At 70.7% G+C, this 17,403-nt stretch carries 14 protein-coding genes; 7 read left to right on the forward strand and 7 right to left on the reverse strand.

The window, feature by feature from the left end:
• Position 1 precedes the first annotated feature (1 nt).
• From hemC to hemB, 3 genes are all read left to right on the forward strand, one after another.
• Positions 2 to 961 (forward strand): hydroxymethylbilane synthase, encoded by a 960-nt coding sequence (hemC, locus tag OG562_RS24675; protein WP_266401278.1) that lies wholly within the window; start codon positions 2 to 4, stop codon positions 959 to 961.
• Positions 958 to 2,661 (forward strand): bifunctional uroporphyrinogen-III C-methyltransferase/uroporphyrinogen-III synthase, encoded by a 1,704-nt coding sequence (locus OG562_RS24680; protein WP_266401280.1) that lies wholly within the window; start codon positions 958 to 960, stop codon positions 2,659 to 2,661. Before hemC ends, OG562_RS24680 begins: the two co-directional genes overlap by 4 nt.
• 232 nt (positions 2,662 to 2,893) lie before the next feature.
• The gene (gene hemB / locus OG562_RS24685; protein ID WP_266401283.1) at positions 2,894 to 3,886 is read left to right on the forward strand and encodes a porphobilinogen synthase; all 993 of its coding nucleotides are present in this window, start codon (positions 2,894 to 2,896) and stop codon (positions 3,884 to 3,886) included.
• 14 nt (positions 3,887 to 3,900) lie between these two features.
• On the opposite strand, the gene OG562_RS24690 is transcribed toward hemB, so the two are convergent.
• On the reverse strand, positions 3,901 to 4,611 hold the full coding sequence (locus OG562_RS24690) for a DUF4232 domain-containing protein (protein WP_266401286.1): 711 nt from the start codon (positions 4,609 to 4,611) through the stop codon (positions 3,901 to 3,903).
• Between the two features lie 212 nt (positions 4,612 to 4,823).
• Between OG562_RS24690 and OG562_RS24695 the strand changes: the two genes are divergently transcribed.
• Positions 4,824 to 6,119 (forward strand): helix-turn-helix transcriptional regulator, encoded by a 1,296-nt coding sequence (locus tag OG562_RS24695; RefSeq protein WP_266401289.1) that lies wholly within the window; start codon positions 4,824 to 4,826, stop codon positions 6,117 to 6,119.
• Here the strand turns inward: OG562_RS24695 and OG562_RS24700 are convergent.
• Positions 6,059 to 6,328, reverse strand: a complete 270-nt coding sequence (locus tag OG562_RS24700; RefSeq protein WP_266401291.1) for a hypothetical protein — start codon at positions 6,326 to 6,328, stop codon at positions 6,059 to 6,061. The two genes, OG562_RS24695 and OG562_RS24700, sit on opposite strands and share 61 nt — an antisense overlap.
• 230 nt (positions 6,329 to 6,558) lie before the next feature.
• Here OG562_RS24700 and OG562_RS24705 point away from each other — a divergent pair, with 230 nt between their 5' ends.
• Positions 6,559 to 7,791, forward strand: a complete 1,233-nt coding sequence (locus OG562_RS24705) for a PLP-dependent aminotransferase family protein (protein ID WP_266401293.1) — start codon at positions 6,559 to 6,561, stop codon at positions 7,789 to 7,791.
• A gap of 4 nt (positions 7,792 to 7,795) precedes the next feature.
• Here the strand turns inward: OG562_RS24705 and OG562_RS24710 are convergent, their stop codons facing one another.
• A complete protein-coding gene (locus tag OG562_RS24710; protein ID WP_266401295.1) occupies positions 7,796 to 8,569 on the reverse strand; it encodes a DUF4253 domain-containing protein in 774 nt (257 codons plus the stop codon).
• A 140-nt stretch (positions 8,570 to 8,709) separates the two neighbouring features.
• Positions 8,710 to 10,482 carry an arginine--tRNA ligase gene (argS, locus tag OG562_RS24715; protein ID WP_266401298.1) on the reverse strand — a complete coding sequence of 591 codons (1,773 nt, stop codon included), beginning with the start codon at positions 10,480 to 10,482 and terminating at the stop codon, positions 8,710 to 8,712.
• 134 nt (positions 10,483 to 10,616) lie between these two features.
• Between argS and lysS the strand changes: the two genes are divergently transcribed.
• A complete protein-coding gene (gene lysS / locus OG562_RS24720; protein ID WP_266401301.1) occupies positions 10,617 to 12,365 on the forward strand; it encodes a lysine--tRNA ligase in 1,749 nt (582 codons plus the stop codon).
• Between the two features lie 84 nt (positions 12,366 to 12,449).
• Here the strand turns inward: lysS and OG562_RS24725 are convergent, their stop codons facing one another.
• The 3 genes from OG562_RS24725 to OG562_RS24735 all read right to left on the reverse strand — a co-directional run bounded on the left by OG562_RS24725 (position 12,450) and on the right by OG562_RS24735 (position 15,866).
• Positions 12,450 to 13,796 carry a DUF2637 domain-containing protein gene (locus OG562_RS24725; protein WP_266401303.1) on the reverse strand — a complete coding sequence of 449 codons (1,347 nt, stop codon included), beginning with the start codon at positions 13,794 to 13,796 and terminating at the stop codon, positions 12,450 to 12,452.
• A gap of 76 nt (positions 13,797 to 13,872) precedes the next feature.
• Positions 13,873 to 14,847 carry a DUF3558 domain-containing protein gene (locus OG562_RS24730; RefSeq protein ID WP_266401305.1) on the reverse strand — a complete coding sequence of 325 codons (975 nt, stop codon included), beginning with the start codon at positions 14,845 to 14,847 and terminating at the stop codon, positions 13,873 to 13,875.
• A 185-nt stretch (positions 14,848 to 15,032) separates the two neighbouring features.
• Positions 15,033 to 15,866 carry a DUF3558 domain-containing protein gene (locus OG562_RS24735; RefSeq protein ID WP_266401308.1) on the reverse strand — a complete coding sequence of 278 codons (834 nt, stop codon included), beginning with the start codon at positions 15,864 to 15,866 and terminating at the stop codon, positions 15,033 to 15,035.
• Between the two features lie 245 nt (positions 15,867 to 16,111).
• Here OG562_RS24735 and OG562_RS24740 point away from each other — a divergent pair, with 245 nt between their 5' ends.
• Positions 16,112 to 17,305, forward strand: a complete 1,194-nt coding sequence (locus tag OG562_RS24740) for an RtcB family protein (protein WP_266401310.1) — start codon at positions 16,112 to 16,114, stop codon at positions 17,303 to 17,305.
• The last annotated feature ends 98 nt before the right edge of the window (positions 17,306 to 17,403 follow it).

Genomic DNA, 17,403 nt, shown 5'->3' on the forward strand with positions numbered 1-17,403 from the left:
CATGAGTACGAAGGCACTGAGACTGGGGACGAGGCGAAGCAGACTCGCCCTGGCCCAGTCCGGGCAGGTGGCGGACGCCGTGAGCCAGGTGACCGGACGGCCCGTCGAGCTCGTCGAGATCACCACCTACGGCGATGTCTCCCGTGAGCACCTCGCGCAGATCGGCGGCACGGGCGTCTTCGTGACCGCGCTGCGCGACGCGCTGCTCGGCGGTGAGGTCGACTTCGCGGTTCACTCGCTGAAGGACCTGCCGACGGCGCAGCCCGAGGAACTGGCGCTGGCCGCCGTCCCGCTGCGCGAGGACCCGCGCGACGTGATCGTCGCCCGGGACGCCCTGAAGTTCACCGACCTGCCGCGCGGGGCGCGCATCGGCACCGGTTCGCCGCGCCGGATGGCGCAGCTGAACGCGTATGCGCGCAGCCACGGGCTGGACATCGAGACGGTCCCGATCCGGGGGAACGTGGATACGCGGATCGGGTTCGTGCGCGCCGGCGAGCTGGATGCGGTGGTGCTGGCCGCGGCCGGCCTGAACCGCATCGGCCGCAGTGACGAGGTGACCGACTTCCTGTCGGTCGACACGGTTTTGCCCGCCCCCGGCCAGGGGGCACTGGCGATCGAGTGCGCTGCGGACAACGCAGACCTCATCGCCGCGCTCGGTGAGCTCGACGACCCGTTCACGCGGGTCGCCGTGACCGCCGAACGGTCACTGCTCGCCGCCCTGGAGGCCGGTTGCAGCGCCCCTGTGGGCGCGCTGGCCGACTTGCTGGCCGACGGGCAGATTGTCAAGGAAATGCGCCTGCGGGGCGTCGTCGGCACGACCGACGGTTCTCGCATGGTGCAGCTGTCCACCACCGGTCCCGTGCCCGAGACGTACGACGGGGCAATGGCGCTCGGTCGCGAACTCGCCGCCGAGATGCTCGCCCAGGGCGCGGCCGGTCTGATGGGGGAGCGAGCACAGTGAGCCCCACCACTCTTCCCGCCGGTCCGGAACACGGGCACGTCACCTTCCTGGGTGCCGGACCCGGGGATCCGGGACTGCTGACTCTGCGCGCCGTGGAGGCGCTGGCGAACGCGGACGTCCTCGTCGTCGAGCACGAGGTGCTCGACGTCGTACGGACGCACGTGCGACCAGGCGTCTCCGTCGTGAACGCGGAACCAGGTCCTTATGTGGACCCGCTTCCGGGCACGGGCGCGCCTCACCCGACGGTTGTTGACAGTGCGTCAACAACCGCTGGGGTACCCGCTGTGCGGGATGCCTCACATCTTGTCATGGAGGCCGCACGGGGCGGCAGGCGGGTCGTCCGAGCGGTGTCCGGGGACCCGGGACTTGATACGTACGCGGCGGAGGAAATGCTCGCGTGCGCCGCGGCCGGCGTTCCCTTCGAGGTCGTGCCCGGTGTCGCCGCCGCGGTCGGCGTCCCCGCGTACGCCGGTGTGCCGCTGCGCGACGCGCAGGGCGCGGACGTCCGGTTCGTGGACGCCCGTACGGCTTCGGACCGTTGCTGGACCGAGGTCGGCGCGTCGGACGGGACCGTCGTCGTGTCGACGACTCTGGACTCCGTGGCCTCGGCCGCCGGGGAGCTGGTGTCGGCGGGCCGCAAGCCCGATACGCCGATGACGGTCACGGTGGCCGGTACGACGACGCGTCAGCGGACGTGGTCGGCGACCCTCGGGACCATCGCGCAGACGCTGAAGCAGGCGAAGGTGCTGCCCTCGCCGGACGGCGGCCGGCCGGTGATAGCCGTGGTCGGCGAGCGTTCCGCCCCCGCCCAGCGCGACCAGCTGGCGTGGTTCGAGTCCAAGCCGCTGTTCGGCTGGAGGGTTCTCGTCCCGCGTACGAAGGAGCAGGCGGCGTCGCTCTCCGACCAGCTGCGGTCCTACGGCGCCGTGCCGCACGAGGTGCCGACGATCGCCGTCGAGCCGCCGCGGACGCCTCAGCAGATGGAGCGGGCGGTCAAGGGGCTTGTCACGGGCCGCTATGAGTGGATCGCTTTCACGTCGGTGAACGCCGTCAAGGCCGTGCGGGAGAAGTTCGAGGAGTACGGGCTCGATGCGCGTGCCTTCGCGGGCATCAAGGTCGCGGCGGTGGGCGAGCAGACGGCGAAGGCGCTGGTCGCGTTCGGTGTGAAGCCTGACCTGGTGCCCAGCGGGGAGCAGTCCGCCGCCGGGTTGCTGGAGGACTGGCCGCCCTACGACCCCGTATTCGACCCCATCGACCGGGTGTTCCTGCCGCGTGCCGACATCGCCACGGAGACGCTGGTCGCCGGGCTGATCGAGCTGGGCTGGGAGGTCGACGACGTCACCGCGTACCGGACCGTGCGGGCCTCGCCGCCGCCTGCGGAGACGCGCGAGGCGATCAAGGGGGGCGGGTTCGACGCCGTTCTCTTCACGTCGTCCTCCACGGTGCGCAACCTTGTCGGCATCGCCGGGAAGCCGCACAACGTGACCGTGATCGCGTGCATCGGTCCCGCCACGGCCAAGACCGCCGAGGAGCATGGGCTGCGGGTCGACGTCATGGCTCCGGAGCCGTCCGTGCACAAGCTGGCGGAGGCGTTGGCGGACTTCGGGCTGAAGCGGCGCGCTGCCGCTCAGGCTGCGGGCGATGCGGTCACCCGGCCGAGTGAGCGGCGGCCGGGGGCGCGGAGGCGTCGGGCGACCTGAGGTGGGCGGGGGCGGCCGTCCCTGGGGACTGCCGCCCCCGGACCCCCGCTTCGGCCCTGAAGGGGCCTCGTCCTCAAGCTCCCCCAGAGGGGGGGACCCCCACGGGCTGGATTGTGCGGGCCCTCGCTCACAGGAGCCGCCCGCCGGGCTGAGTGATGAGGGCCCTCACGGATCTCAAGCACCGACTTGCCGTCGGCAAAGGCGCCCTTGAGGCGGGCGTAGCGTAGAAGGCATGACGAAGTACGGATCCTTCCCCGGCTCCCGGCCCAGGCGGCTGCGGACCACCCCCGTCATGCGGCGCATGGTCGCCGAGACTCGGCTGCATCCGGCCGACTTCATTCTCCCGGCGTTCGTGCGCGAGGGCGTCAGCGAGCCGGTGCCGATCCAGGCGATGCCCGGGGTCGTGCAGCACACGCGCGACAGTCTGAAGAAGGCCGCGCTGGAGGCCGTGGAGGCCGGCGTCTCCGGGATCATGCTGTTCGGCGTGCCGGAGGAGTCGAAGAAGGACGCGCTAGGCACGCCTGGGACGGATCCGGACGGGATTCTGCAGGTGGCCATCCGGGACGTGCGGGCCGAGGTGGGGGACGATCTGCTCGTCATGTCCGACGTGTGTCTGGACGAGACGATCGATCACGGGCACTGCGGGGTGCTGGACGACCAGGGGCGGGTCGACAACGACGCCACCCTGGAGCGGTACGCCGAGATGGCCCAGGTCCAGGCCGACGCCGGGGCCCATGTCGTGGGCCCCAGCGGGATGATGGACGGGCAGATCGGCGTCATCCGCGACGCGCTCGACCAGATCGGCCGGGAGGACGTGGCCATCCTCGCCTACACCGCCAAGTACTCCTCCGCCTTCTACGGGCCCTTCCGTGAGGCCGTCGGCTCCTCGCTCAAGGGCGACCGTAAGACCTACCAGCAGGACCCGGCCAACCTCCGTGAGTCGATGCGCGAGCTGGCGCTCGATCTGGAGGAGGGCGCGGACATGGTCATGGTCAAGCCGGCCGGGCCCTACCTGGACGTCCTGGCCCGGGTCGCGGACGCCGTGGACGTGCCGGTCGCCGCGTACCAGATCTCCGGCGAGTACTCGATGGTCGAGGCCGCCGCCGAGAAGGGCTGGGTCGACCGCGACCGGGCGATCTTCGAGACGCTGACCGGCATCAAGCGGGCCGGGGCGCGGAACATCCTCACCTACTGGGCCACGGAGGCGGCGCAGAAGCTGCGCTGACCGGCGGGGGCTGATCACCAGGACAGGGCGTCGTCCGTGGTCTGCTGCCAGTACGTCACCGTCAGCGAGCTGTCGTAGTAGACGCCCTTGGCCGGGAGGGGCGGGGTCGCGGAGGCCCCGCCTTCGCTGTTCGGGGTGTAGCCCTGGAAGGCGACGGTCAGCTTCTTGCCGGTCGTGCCGCCGTCCCCGCTGCCGTCGGCGGCGGACAGCAGAACGCCCGCGTAGCCGGACTCGCCGGGCGCGAGGGTCGTCACCGCCTGCGGCTGCGTCTCCTTGGCGGCCTGCGGCACCCACTGCATCTCGTCGAAGCGCAGGACGGGGTAGTAGGTCAGGTCGCAGTTCCTGCTGCCGGTGTTGGTCACGGTGAGCAGCAGGTGGTTGAGCGGTCGGGGGACGGGCTGCGCGGTGACCTTGGTGTTCGAGCCGTTGCACGGGGTGCGGGCGGCGGAGCCCCCGGAGCTCCCGGAGCCCGTGGAGCCTGCGGAGGGCGTGGAGTTGGCGGCGGGCTTCGTGCCGGTGTCGGTGCCGGGGGTCGTGCTGCTGCCCGTGCCCGTGCTCGTTCCCGTCTCCTTGTCCGTGCCGGTCGTCTGGGTCGGGGCGGCCGTCGAGGTCGCGCCGTGCGACGCGCCCTCGTCGTTCACGCCCGTTCCGTCCTTGCACGCTGTGAGGGTGAGAGCGGCGAGCGCGGTGACGGCGAGCAGGTTGCGGGTGCGGCGGATGCGCATGGTGAAGTCCTCTTCAGGGATGGCGTGATGACGCTGGGGAGCGATGGCGCTGTGCAGCGGCGTGCTTGGATGGCCTCAGCTTGTGAGGAGATCCGTCCCGGCCGCCACGGTCGACGGACGACCAGGGACACTGGAACGCTCACAACGGGTCTGATCTGGGAAAACAGACCATCCCTGGAACGCGGGGATGGGACACGGGGGTGAGGGAAACGGTGTCTGCGGCCGAGTTCGCGCAGTTGCTGCGGGAGTTGAAGGAGCGGTCCGGGCTCAGCTACGGGACGCTCGCGAAACGGCTCCACATGAGTACGTCGACGCTGCACCGTTACTGCAACGGGGACGCCGTTCCCGCGGACTACGCGCCCGTGGAGCGGCTGGCCCGCCTCTGCAAGGCGTCGCCCGAGGAACTCGTCGCACTGCACCGGCGGTGGGTGCTGGCGGATGCGGGGAGGGGGAGGAAGACGGGGGTGGCGGAGCTTGCCGTTACGGCGGCGGCTGAGGAGACGGTTCGTGAAGAGGGCGGCGCGGGGGAGGAACTGCTCGATCAGCCTGGCCAGCTCGATCAGCCTGATCAGCTCGACCAGTCCGGCCGACCTCGCCTTACGCGCAGTCGCCGTACCCTGCTCCTCGCCGGCGTCGGAGTCGTGGCCGCGCTCGGGGCCGTAGCCCTGGCGCTCTCGCTGAGTCTGCCGTCCGGCGGCTCGGACGAGGTGAAGAGCGGGGGCGGCCGGTCCGCCGAGGCCGGGGCCGCGTCCGTGCAGGGGCGTGGCGCGGAGGGCACGTCGTCGCCGTCCGTCTCCGCGAGCCCCTCCGTCTCGCCCTCGGCATCCGCCTCCGCCTCCCCCTCCGCCCCGGTCTCCCCATCCGGCTCCGCCGCCGGGGCGCAGGCCGATTCCGTTCCGCTGACGGTCGCCACCCGCCCGTACGCCTGGGTGGACCCGTGCAGCCAGCACTACCTGATCGAGCGGGGGCCGGGACAGGTCGCTCCGCCGCCCGTCGAGGAGGACGCGCCCGCCTGGGTGGCCAGCCATGGGGCCGTGTCGGCGGGGGAGCAGTTTCTGGCGCTGACCGTGCAGGGGACCGGCGAGGAGACCGTGGTCGTGGACAGCTTGACGGTCCGTACGGTCAAGAAGCGCTCGCCGCTCGCCTGGAACGACTACGCCATGGGCTATCCGGGCGTCGGCTGCGGCGGAGGCGTGCCGACCCGTTCCTTCTCCGTCGCCCTCGACGCGGCGCGCCCGGCGCTCGTGCCCGAGGCGGGGCACCGGGACTTCCCGTTCAAGGTGAGCGAGTCCGACCCGGAGATCTACTACGTCACCGCCGACGCCTCCGCGTACGACGTGAGCTGGTATCTGGAGCTGTCCTGGTCGAGCGGTTCACGGCACGGCACGCTGAAGATCGACGACGACGGCAAGCCGTTCCGCACGAGCGGCGAGAACGGGCGGCCCGACTACGAGTTCCCGCTCGGCGGCTCCGCCTGGGAGCGGGCGGGGGCGTCCCCGACGCCGTAGGAGCCGGTGCCGGGGGAGCCGAGGCCGGAGGAGCCGAGGCCGTGGGAGCTGCTCTCGGAGGGGCCCTCGTCGCGCAGGCCCTCGCCGTCCTGGCATGCGGTGAGGGCGAGTGCGGCCACGGCGGTGAGCGCGACGGCGAGCACACGGACGTGGCCGCGGCGGCGGGCGGGCAGCGGGTGGTGCGTGGGCAGGGGGTGGTGTGTGGGCATGGGGCAAGCCTGTGGCGTGGGCGCCGCCCTCTGCCACAGGCGGCTGGCAATTCGGGACGACGAGTCGGTCCCATACCCTCTGACCTGTGGAAACGGAGTCCTTGTGGGAGGGGGTGCGGGACGGGATGCGGGACGGGATCCGGGATGCGGCGAGGGCCGGGGGGTCGGCTCCCGCGTCCGCATCGTGAAAAGGCGTGTGTAGTCGCCATCCACCTTCCTAGGGTGCGGGCATGACTGTCGCATCCGCACCCGAAGCCCCCGCAGGGCTCGACGCGTCCGAAGCGTCCGCCCCGCTTCCGCCCCTCGCCGCCCGTGCCCGGTCCACCGGGGGTTCGCCCGTACGGGACATCCTCGCCGTCACCGCCCGCCCCGAGGTGATCAACTTCGCGGGTGGGCTGCCCGCGCCCGAGCTGTTCGACCGGGACGGCGTGGCGGCGGCCTTCCGGCATGTGCTGGAGGAGGTCCCGGGGCAGGCCCTTCAGTACTCCACCACCGAGGGCGAGCCGGCTCTGCGGGAGGCGCTGGCGGCGCGGACGTCCGTGCGCGGGCTGGCCACGGAGGCCGACGAGCTGCTCGTCACCACCGGCTCCCAGCAGGCGCTCTCGCTGCTGGGAGCCGCCCTGATCGACCCCGGCGACACGGTCCTCGTCGAGGCTCCCTGCTATCTGGCGGCCCTCCAGGTGTTCGGCCTGGCGGGGGCGCGGGTGGTGGCCGTGCCGGCGGACGCGGACGGCCCCGACCCGGACGCCCTGGCCGAACTGGTGGTGCGGGAGCGGCCGAAGCTCTTCTACACCGTCCCCACCTTCCAGAACCCCACCGGCCGCACCCTCCCCGCCGCCCGCCGCGCCGCGATCTCCTCCGTCGCCGCCCGGCACGGCCTGTGGATCGTCGAGGACGACCCCTACGGCGAACTGCGCTACGACGGTGAGCGCGTCCCCTGGATCGCCGCCCACCCCGACGCCCGTGACCGCACGGTGCTGCTCGGCTCCTTCTCCAAGGTCATGGCCCCCGGTGTGCGGCTGGGCTGGCTGCGGGCTCCGGCGCAGCTGCGGCGGGCCTGTGTCGTCGCCAAGCAGGCGGCGGATCTGCACACGCCGACCGTCAACCAGCTGGCCGCGGCACGGTACTTGGCCGTGTCCGACCTCGACGCGCATGTGGCGCGGGTGGCCGGCGTGTACCGCGAGCGGCGGGATGCCATGGCCGCGGGGCTGGCGGACGCCCTGCCGGAGGGGGCGAGTTGGGAGCTGCCCGAGGGCGGGATGTTCCTCTGGGCCCGGCTGCCGTCGTCGTACGACACCACGGCTCTGCTGCCGCGTGTGCTGGAACAGGACGTGGCGTACGTCCCCGGCGCGCCCTTCTACGCCGCCGAGCCCGACCGCTCGACCCTCCGGCTCTGCTTCGTGACGCAGACGCCGGAGGAGATCGGGGAGGGGCTGCGGAGGCTGGGGCGGGGGCTGAAGTAGGGGGTCAGTCCCACTGGAAGTGCCAGGCGCGTTCGCCGATGAGGTGCTGGGCGTAGGCGGTCAGGGTGTCGTCCGGGCCCGGCAGGACGGAGTACGGGCAGAAGGCGAAGTGCTCGGCGGCGACCGCCTCCGCCTCGGCGAGGTCGGCGGGCGGGGCGGCTACGGACACGGTCAGGCGGTCGTAGCCCAGCGCGACGACGCGTATGCCGAAGCGGTCCTCCCAGGAGCGGAGCACCGCGCTGAGCCGGGCCACGTCCTCCTCGTGGTCGACGGATCCCGACCAGCCGACGGACGCCGGGATGTCCGCGCTGCGGCGGGCGGACACCAGGGCCAGGTGCGGCTCCTTGAAACCGGGCGGGCCCTCGGACAGCGCGTCGGCGATCTCGGTGGCGCGGGCGTCCGGATCGGCGGTGAGGGTGGTGGGCTCGGCCAGACCGGGCCACTCCTCGCCCTGCGTCGCGACGTCGTCCCAGTACTCCGCGAGGACCTCCTCGACGTCGTGATCCCCGGGGTACGACATCAACTCGGGCACCAACTCCCATTCCTCCGGGCCGCCTTGCCTGCTGCCGAGGTCGACGAGAACGGGGAGCAGTCCCGCCCTCCCGGCGGGCCGGCCCAGCGCCTTCCAGGCGCCGGACGCCGCCTGCTGCTCGGCGTGCCACAGCACGACCTCGCCCGCCGTCGCGTCGATCAGCCGCCCGGGCGGGAGTTGGAGCCCAAGAGAACGCCCGCTCGGGTCGGACGCGAGCTGGGGGAGCGGGTTGGGAAGAGTCGCCATGCAAGTGACTGTAAGGGCAGGGTCTGACAGCGGCTTGTGCGGCATGATCCGAACGACCGGTCCTGGTCCACCCTGGCCTGGAAGCATTCAGAGCGGTGTCGCCCACTGAGCCGCATTCTTGCGGCTCAGTGGGCCTCCGCTCAGAGCTTCTCGGGGGTCCTGATGCCCAGCAGGGCCATGCCCTGGTGAAGGGTGCGGGCCGTGATGTCGGACAGGAACAGGCGGTTCTCCGCGATGTCCTTCGGCGGCGCCGGCTTGATCACCGGGCACTTGTCGTAGAACGTCGTGAACAGGGACGCCAGCTGGTAGAGGTACGCCGCCAGCTTGTGCGGGGCGTACTCCGCCGCCGCGTCCGCCACCGTCTCCGCGAAGGAGTCGACGTGCAGGCCCAACGCCCGCTCCGCGTCGGCCAGTTCGAGCTCCGGGTGCGCGGACGGGCGTACCTCTCCGGCCTTGCGCAGGATGGACTGGATGCGGGCGTAGGCGTACTGGAGGTAGACGGACGTGTCGCCGTTGAGGGAGACCATCTGGTCCAGGTCGAACTTGTAGTCCCGGTTCGCCGACGTCGACAGGTCCGCGTACTTCACCGCGCCGACGCCCACCTGGGCGCCCCGCTCGGCGATCTCCGCCTCCGACAGGTCCTGGGCCTTCTCGCGGACCACGGCCGACGCGCGCTCGACCGCCTCGTCGAGGAGGTCGACCAGCTTGACCGTCTCGCCCTCACGGGTCTTGAACGGCTTGCCGTCCTTGCCGAGGACCGTGCCGAAGGCGAGCTGGTACGCCGTCACGTCGTCGCCCAGCCAGCCGGCCCTGCGGGCCGTCTCGAAGACCATCTTGAAGTGCAGGGACTGACGGGCGTCCACGACGTAGACGAGGGTGTTCGCCTTCAGGTTGAAGACGCGGTCGCGGATCGCGGAGAGGTCCGTCGCCGCGTAGCCGAAGCCGCCGTCGGACTTCTGGACGATCAGCGGGACCGGGTTGCCGTCCGGGCCCTTGACGTCGTCGAAGAAGACGCAGAGCGCGCCCTCGGAGCGGACCGCGACGCCCGACTCCTCCAGGAGGCGGCAGGTCTCGTGCAGCATGTCGTTGTAGCCCGACTCGCCGACGATGTCCGGGTCCTGGATCTCCATGTCCAGCTTCTCGAAGACGGAGAAGAAGTAGATCTTCGACTCGTCGACGAACCGCTGCCAGGCCGCGAGCGTGGGCGGGTCGCCGGCCTGGAGGTCGACCACCCTGCGCCGGGCCCGCGTCTTGAACTCCTCGTCGGAGTCGAAGAGCCTGCGCGCGGACTTGTAGAGGCGGTCGAGGTTGGACATCGCCTCCTCGCCGGAGACCGCGCCGCCCTCGGCGTCCTTGTGGTCCAGCTCGTGCGGGTGCTCGTCCAGGTACTGGATGAGCATGCCGAACTGGGTGCCCCAGTCGCCGATGTGGTGGCGGCGCACGACGCTCTCGCCCGTGAACTCGAGGATCTGGACGACCGCGTCGCCGATCACCGCCGAGCGCAGGTGGCCTACGTGCATCTCCTTCGCCACGTTCGGCTGGGCGTAGTCGATGACCGTCGTGCCCGGGTGCTCCGCGAGGGGCACGCCGAGCCGGTCCGTGTCCGCGTAGCGCGCCGCGAGGTTCTCGGTGATCGCCCTGTCGGTGATCGTCACGTTCAGGAAGCCGGGGCCCGAGACCTCGATCTCCTTGATCACGCCACCCGTCACCACGTTCGCCACGACCTGGGTCGCCAGCTCCCGGGGGTTCGCCTTCGCCTTCTTGGCCAGCGCCAGGATGCCGTTGGCCTGGAAGTCGGCCCGGTCGCTTCGTCGCAGCAGCGGGTCCGCTCCGGCGGCCTCCGGCAGGGTGGCCGAGAGGGCGGACGCGAGGTGCTGCTGGACGGAGTCGCCGAGAGACGTGACCGAGGCCATAGGAGTGGGTGCCGTTCTCCTCGTGGGGATGGATAGACACGGCCAGTATCCCATGGGGGGTAAAGCGGTTTTCCCGGGCGAGGGAAGGTCTGGGAGTATGGGACCCCGTACAAAGTTCCCAGAACCAAGAGGACGTGCCGATCGTGGCTCAGAGCACCGAGACCACCGACTGGGTCTCCCGTTTCGCGGACGAGGTCATCGAGGAGTCGGAGCGTCGGGCCCCCGGGAAAACCGTCGTCGTCGCGTCCGGTCTCTCCCCCTCCGGCCCCATCCACCTCGGCAACCTGCGCGAGGTCATGACCCCGCACCTGGTCGCCGACGAGATCCGCCGCCGTGGGCTCCAGGTCCGCCATCTGATCTCCTGGGACGACTACGACCGGTACCGCAAGGTGCCCGAGGGGATCCCGGGGGTCGACAAGCCGACCTACGAGCAGCACATCGGCAAGCCGCTGACCTCCGTGCCCGCGCCCCCCGGCTCCGCGTACCCGAACTGGGCCGAGCACTTCAAGGCCGCCATGGTCGAGGCGCTGGCCGAGCTGGGCGTGGAGTTCGACGGGATCAGCCAGACGGCGCAGTACACCTCCGGCGTCTACCGCGAGCAGATCCTGCACGCCGTCAGGCACCGCGCCGACATCGACGCGATCCTCGACCAGTACCGCACCAAGAAGGCCCCGCAGGGGAAGAAGCCGCAGCAGAAGGCGGTCGACGAGGCCGAGCTGGAGGCCGCCGAGGGCTCCGGCGCGGCGAGCGAGGACGACGGCAGCTCCGGCTCCGCCGGGTACTTCCCGTACAAGCCGTACTGCGGCAACTGCGAGAAGGACCTGACCACCGTCGTCTCCTACGTCGACGACACCACCGAGCTGTCGTACACCTGCACGGCCTGTGGCTTCGCCGAGACCGTGCGGCTGAACGAGTTCAACCGCGGCAAGCTGGTCTGGAAGGTCGACTGGCCGATGCGGTGGGCGTACGAGGGCGTCGTCTTCGAGCCGTCCGGCGTCGACCACTCCTCTCCGGGGTCGTCCTTCCAGGTCGGCGGACAGATCGTCGGGATCTTCGGCGGGAAGCAGCCGATCGGGCCGATGTACGCGTTCGTCGGCATCAGCGGCATGGCGAAGATGTCGTCGTCCAAGGGCGGGGTCCCCACCCCATCCGACGCGCTGAAGATCATGGAGCCGCAGCTCCTGCGCTGGCTCTACGCCCGCCGCCGCCCCAACCAGTCCTTCAAGATCGCCTTCGACCAGGAGATCCAGCGGCTCTACGACGAGTGGGACAAGCTCGACGGCAAGGTCGCCGACGGCTCCGCGCTGCCGGCGGACGTCGCCGCCCACGCGCGCGCCGTGGGCACGGCCGCCCGTGAACTGCCCCGCACGCCCCGCCCGCTGCCCTACCGCACGCTCGCGGCCGCCGCCGACATCACCGCCGGGCACCAGGACCAGGCCCTGCGGATCCTGTCCGAGCTCGACCCGCAGAACCCGCTCGGCTCGCTGGACGAGGCCCGCCCCCGCTACGACAAGGCCGAGGCCTGGATCAACACCCAGGTCCCCGCCGACCAGCGCACCGTCGTGCGCACCGAGCCCGACGCCGAGCTGCTGAAGTCCCTCGACGAGGCCTCCCAGCAGTCCCTGCGGCTGCTGCTCGACGGACTCGCCGACCACTGGTCCCTCGACGGGCTCACCCACCTGGTCTACGGCGTGCCCAAGGTCCAGGCAGGCTTCCCCGCCGACGCCACGCCCAAGGATCTCCCGCCGGAGATCAAGACCGCCCAGCGGACGTTCTTCGCACTGCTCTACCACCTGCTGGTGAGCCGTGACACCGGCCCGCGCCTGCCCACCCTGCTCCTCGCGGTGGGCCAGGAGCGGGTGCGGGCCCTGCTCGGGGAGTAGACCGCACTTCTACGACGGAGGGGGCGTCCGGTGTCAGCACCGGGCGCCCCCTCCGTCGTACGCCTGCCGTCCTACGCCTGCGCGTCAGGCGATGTGGTCCTCCTCCAGTTCCGCCGCGTGGCGGTTCTGGAAGCGCATGACCATGCGCTTGGCCTCGGAGTCCGGGATGGGGGTGCCGTAGGTCGCCTCCACGTCGTAGCTGAACTGGCTCGGCGTCGGGTAGCCGCTGCCGCTCATCGACGACTGCTTGAAGATCTGGTAGTACGACTCCTCGTCGGGCTCGGCGATCGGCGTGCCGCCGCCCTCGCCCAGCTCACGGCTGCGGCCCGGACCCACCGGGATGGGGAAGGAACCGGTCTCCTCCGGAGAGGGCTCCTGGGCCGGGGGCTCCTCCTGGTACTGGTCCTGGTACTGCTCGGCGTGCTGCTGCTGCTCGTACCACTCGGCGTACTGCTCCGACGGGTCGTACGTCGGGTCGTAGCCGCCCTGGTAGGCGACCTCGTGCGGCGACTGGAACTGGAACCAGGGGTTGTTCTGGTCGTCCACGGGCGGCGCGGGCTGCTGCTGAGGCTGCGATTGAGGCTGTTGCTGCTGGGGTTGTTGCTGGGCCTGCTGTTGCTGTGCGGGGGCCGCTGTCAGCTCCTGCAGCTCCTGCTGGGGCGCCAGGGCCGTCTGGGGCTGGGCCTGCTGTACCTGCTGCGGCTGGGGCTGCTGTGCCTGGATCGGGGGCAGCAGGGCCGGTTCTATGCCCGCCGCCGCCAGGCCCGCCGGGGCCGTCTCCGTCAGCGGCACGCCGTAACGCGCCAGACGCAGCGGCATCAGGGACTCCACCGGGGCCTTGCGCCGCCAGGACCGGCCGAAGCGGGAGTGGAGCCTCGCCTGGTAGACGAGACGTTCCTGCTCCAGCTTGATCACCTGGTCGTAGGAGCGCAGCTCCCACAGCTTCATCCGGCGCCAGAGCAGGAACGTGGGCACCGGGGAGAGCAGCCAGCGGGTGAGGCGGACGCCCTCCATGTGCTTGTCGGCCGTGATGTCCGCGATCCGGCCGATCGCGTGCCGGGCCGCCTCGACGGCGACCACGAACAGGACCGGGATCACCGCGTGCATGCCCGTGCCCAGCGGGTCCGGCCAGGCCGCCGCGCCGTTGAAGGCGATCGTCGCCGCCGTCAGCAGCCAGGCCGTCTGCCGCAGCAGCGGGAAGGGGATGCGGATCCAGGTCAGGAGCAGATCCAGGGCCAGCAGGACGCAGATGCCCGCGTCGATGCCGATCGGGAACACGTAGGCGAAGTTCCCGAAACCCTTCTCGATGGCCAGCTCGCGGACGGCGGCGTACGAACCTGCGAAGCCGATACCGGCGATGATCACGGCGCCGGTCACGACCACGCCGATGAGAACGCGGTGCGTCCGGGTCAGCTCTATTCGCTCGGACACCCGTACTCCCCTCCCCTTGCGTGTTGTTGCGCGCAACAGGGTGGCACATGTGTGCGGCGAACGTGTGCCCGGTCCGTTAGCTCTTCTTGGCGGCGGACGCGGAGGCCGACGTGGACGCGGTCGCCTTCGGGGTCGCCTTCGAGGTGGACTCCGGGGTCGCCGACGCCGACTTCGAGGCCGACCCGGAGGGGGTCGGGTTCTTCGTGCCCGTGTCCGAACTGCCGCTGCCGCCCTGGCCGTTGGCCGACTGCACGGAGGCCACCGCCTCCTTCGCCGCCTTCTTCGCCGCCGTCGCCAGAGAGTCCGCGCCGGGCGTCTTGTCGCCCGCCAGACCGGCGCCGTTGTAGTCCAGGGTGACGACGACGTTCTCGACGCGCACCACGACCGTCTGCTGCTTGAAAGCGCCTTCCTTCTTCTTCAGGTCGTACCGCACCGCCGTCGCCTCGTCGCCCGTCCCCGTGACCGGCTCCGACTTCGCGTTCTTGGCGCCCGACACCGCCTGGGCGGCCTTGACCTGCTTCGTGTAGTACGTCTGCGCCTGCGCCTCGCCGCTGCCGGTCGTCGCATCCGACTCGAACCGCAGCAGGGACACGTTCAGCCAGCGGAACTGCGAGCCCTTCACACCGTTGTTGGCCAGGCTGGACCAGGAGCAGCTGGCGCGCGCCTCGGTGTCGCTGGACGTGCCCTCCTTGCCGGAGGTCGCCCCCTTCGGCACCAGATCCGTCAGCGTCTTCTTCGACAGCACCTTGCACGCCTCGGGCAGCGCCTGGTAGACGGCCGCCTGAACCTCCGGCGCGGTGCTCGCCGAGGCCCCGGCGGAGGAGCCGGCGCCCTGCGCCGCGTCGGCCGAGCCCGAACTCGAGTCGGAGCCGGAGTCCGAGGAGCAACCCGCGGCGATCAGCATCACGGGGACGGCGACCGCGGCGGCGAGAACGCGGTTCAGGCCTCCGGCACGGCTCGTTCGCCGCTCGCCTCCCTGCTCACTTCCCTGCTCGCACTGCTCACGCCGGTCGTCTCGCTGGGCTCGTCGCTGCATGGTTCCTTCACTCATGACGCTCGTGGTCCTTGCGGTGTTCCTGCGGATTCCCTGCGGGGTTTCTGCGGGGTCTCTGCGGGTTTTCCGCGAGTTTCTGTGCGGTCGGATCGGGTCCGAGGGGCCACGGTACGCGGTGAGGAAGCTGTGCGGTTCTGGTTCGCGGGCTTTGCGGGCGGCGGGCCGCCGCGGCCGAACGGGCCTCAACCGGCCAGGGAGTCGGCGAGCTGAGAGGCCAGTTTCCGGGCCTTGTCCTGCATTTCCTTGCTGTCGGGGACCGTGCCGACGGTCGCCGCCTGCTCCTCGTACTGGATGGTCACGATGACGTTCGACGTGCGGAACGCCACAGTCACCGTGCGCTGTTTCGCCGTCGAACCGGAGCTGCTGAGCGCGTCGTCGACGAACGCCTCGTCGCCGAGGTCGTCCAGCAGCCGGGGCTGGAGGTCGGCGTCGGCGGTGGAGGAGGCCGAGGCCGATGCGGAAGCCGATGCGGAGGCGGAGGCGGAGGCGGAGGGGCTCGCGCTGGACGAGGCGGACTCGGACGAAGGGGACCCGGTCGCCTCCTCGGTCGTCGTGTCGGCGGCGGGCTCCGGGAGGTCGGCCGCGGTGACCTTCTTGGCGAAGAGGCCCTCGGCCTCGGAGTCGTCGCTGACGGCGTTGTCGTAGGAGACGACGCGCTCGAAGTCGACGAGGAGATGGTCGGTGGCGTCCGTCGAGTCCACCTTCCAGCGGCAGCCGACCTTGCGGTCCGTGTCGAACGTCAGGGTCGCCTCGCCCGCGTAGGCGGTCTCCCGCTGTTCCTCGTCGGCGAGTTGGGCGATGCCGGGCAGCAGGGAGTCGAGAGTGGAGCGGCTCACGACGCCACAGGCCTCGGGGAGGGTGGCGTACTTGCCGGGCTGGGCGGCGGCCGACGCCGTGCCGGCCTCGCCCGGGTTGGAGTCGTCCGTCGAACTGCCGTCGTCCGAGGATCCTGTGCAGCCGGCCAGCAGCGCCGCGAGCAGGGCGACGACGCCGGGTACGTAGGCCTTCCGCTGCACGGTCGGCTCCTCTCGACGGTGATCTCGGGTGATCTCTACGGTGACTTCAGGGATGACGATGACTTCGAGGCTTCGCTCGTCCAGTGTCCCCGCTGGTTAATCGCTTGCCGGACGGGGGCGGCCCCTGCAGACAATGTGTATCGCACGCAACACCGTGGATGCCGGTCCGCCGTCCTTTTCGTCGACCTTGGCACCGGTTTTGCGACTGGTGACTTCTGTAGTGATTTCGGGGGAATGAGGACGATATGTCGTACGTGGAAATGCCGGGCGCGAAGGTGCCCATCCGTATGTGGGCCGACCCGGCGACGGTCGAGGACGGAGCGCTCCAGCAGCTGCGCAACGTCGCGACCCTGCCGTGGATCAAGGGCCTCGCCGTGATGCCGGACGTGCACTACGGGAAGGGCGCGACCGTCGGGTCGGTCATCGCCATGCAGGGGGCTGTCTGCCCTGCGGCGGTGGGCGTGGACATCGGGTGCGGGATGTCGGCGGTGAAGACCTCGCTGACGGCGAACGACCTGCCCGGGGATCTGTCCCGGCTGCGCTCGAAGATCGAGGAGGCCATTCCGGTGGGGCGGGGGATGCATGACAGCCCCGTCGATCCGGGGCGGATGCACGGGTTCGCCACGGCGGGGTGGGACGACTTCTGGGGGCGGTTCGACGGAATCGCCGATGCGGTGAAGTTCCGTCAGGAACGTGCAACCAAGCAGATGGGAACGCTTGGAAGTGGCAACCACTTCACAGAAGTGTGCATTGGTGATGACGGAGCGATCTGGCTCATGCTCCACTCCGGTTCCCGCAACATCGGCAAGGAACTGGCCGAGTTCCACATCGGCGTGGCCCAGAAGCTCCCGCACAACCAGGGTCTGATCGACCGTGACCTCGCCGTCTTCGTCGCGGACACCCCGCAGATGGCGGCCTACCGCAACGACCTGTTCTGGGCGCAGGAGTACGCCAAGTACAACCGCACGATCATGATGGCGCTCCTGAAGGACGTGATCCGCAAGGAGTTCAAGAAGGCGAAGCCGACCTTCGAGCCGGAGATCAGCGCGCACCACAACTACGTGGCCGAGGAGCGCTACGACGGGATGGACCTGCTCGTGACCCGCAAGGGCGCGATCCGGGCAGGCTCCGGCGAGTACGGGATCATCCCGGGCTCCATGGGCACGGGTTCGTACATCGTGAAGGGCCTCGGGAACGCCAAGGCGTTCAACTCGGCCTCGCACGGCGCGGGTCGGCGGATGAGCCGCAACGCGGCGAAGCGTCGCTTCACGACGAAGGACCTGGAGGAGCAGACGCGGGGCGTGGAGTGCCGTAAGGACTCCGGCGTCGTGGACGAGATCCCGGCCGCGTACAAGCCGATCGAGCAGGTCATCGATCAGCAGCGGGACCTGGTGGAGGTCGTGGCGAAGCTGAAGCAGGTCGTCTGCGTGAAGGGCTGACGCGAGCCTGGATCTCCCGTAGACGCATTGCCGAACGAGCTGTGGAGGCTGTGCTAGAGCCTTGTCGGTGCTTGCCGGGGAGTCTGGGGGCCTGGCCG

It is taken from the genome of Streptomyces sp. NBC_01275 (genome assembly GCF_026340655.1).
In the GTDB taxonomy this organism is placed as follows: domain Bacteria; phylum Actinomycetota; class Actinomycetes; order Streptomycetales; family Streptomycetaceae; genus Streptomyces.

Bases quoted from the DNA above. Each gene is read 5' to 3' on its own strand.
- hemC (WP_266401278.1), top strand. From the start codon at position 2: ATGAGTACGAAGGCACTGAGACTGGGGACGAGGCGAAGCAGACTCGCC.
- hemB (WP_266401283.1), top strand. From the start codon at position 2,894: ATGACGAAGTACGGATCCTTCCCCGGCTCCCGGCCCAGGCGGCTGCGG.
- OG562_RS24690 (WP_266401286.1), bottom strand. From the start codon at position 4,611: ATGCGCATCCGCCGCACCCGCAACCTGCTCGCCGTCACCGCGCTCGCC.
- OG562_RS24700 (WP_266401291.1), bottom strand. From the start codon at position 6,328: ATGCCCACACACCACCCCCTGCCCACGCACCACCCGCTGCCCGCCCGC.
- OG562_RS24705 (WP_266401293.1), top strand. From the start codon at position 6,559: ATGACTGTCGCATCCGCACCCGAAGCCCCCGCAGGGCTCGACGCGTCC.
- OG562_RS24710 (WP_266401295.1), bottom strand. From the start codon at position 8,569: ATGGCGACTCTTCCCAACCCGCTCCCCCAGCTCGCGTCCGACCCGAGC.
- argS (WP_266401298.1), bottom strand. From the start codon at position 10,482: ATGGCCTCGGTCACGTCTCTCGGCGACTCCGTCCAGCAGCACCTCGCG.
- OG562_RS24730 (WP_266401305.1), bottom strand. From the start codon at position 14,847: ATGAGTGAAGGAACCATGCAGCGACGAGCCCAGCGAGACGACCGGCGT.
- OG562_RS24740 (WP_266401310.1), top strand. From the start codon at position 16,112: ATGTCGTACGTGGAAATGCCGGGCGCGAAGGTGCCCATCCGTATGTGG.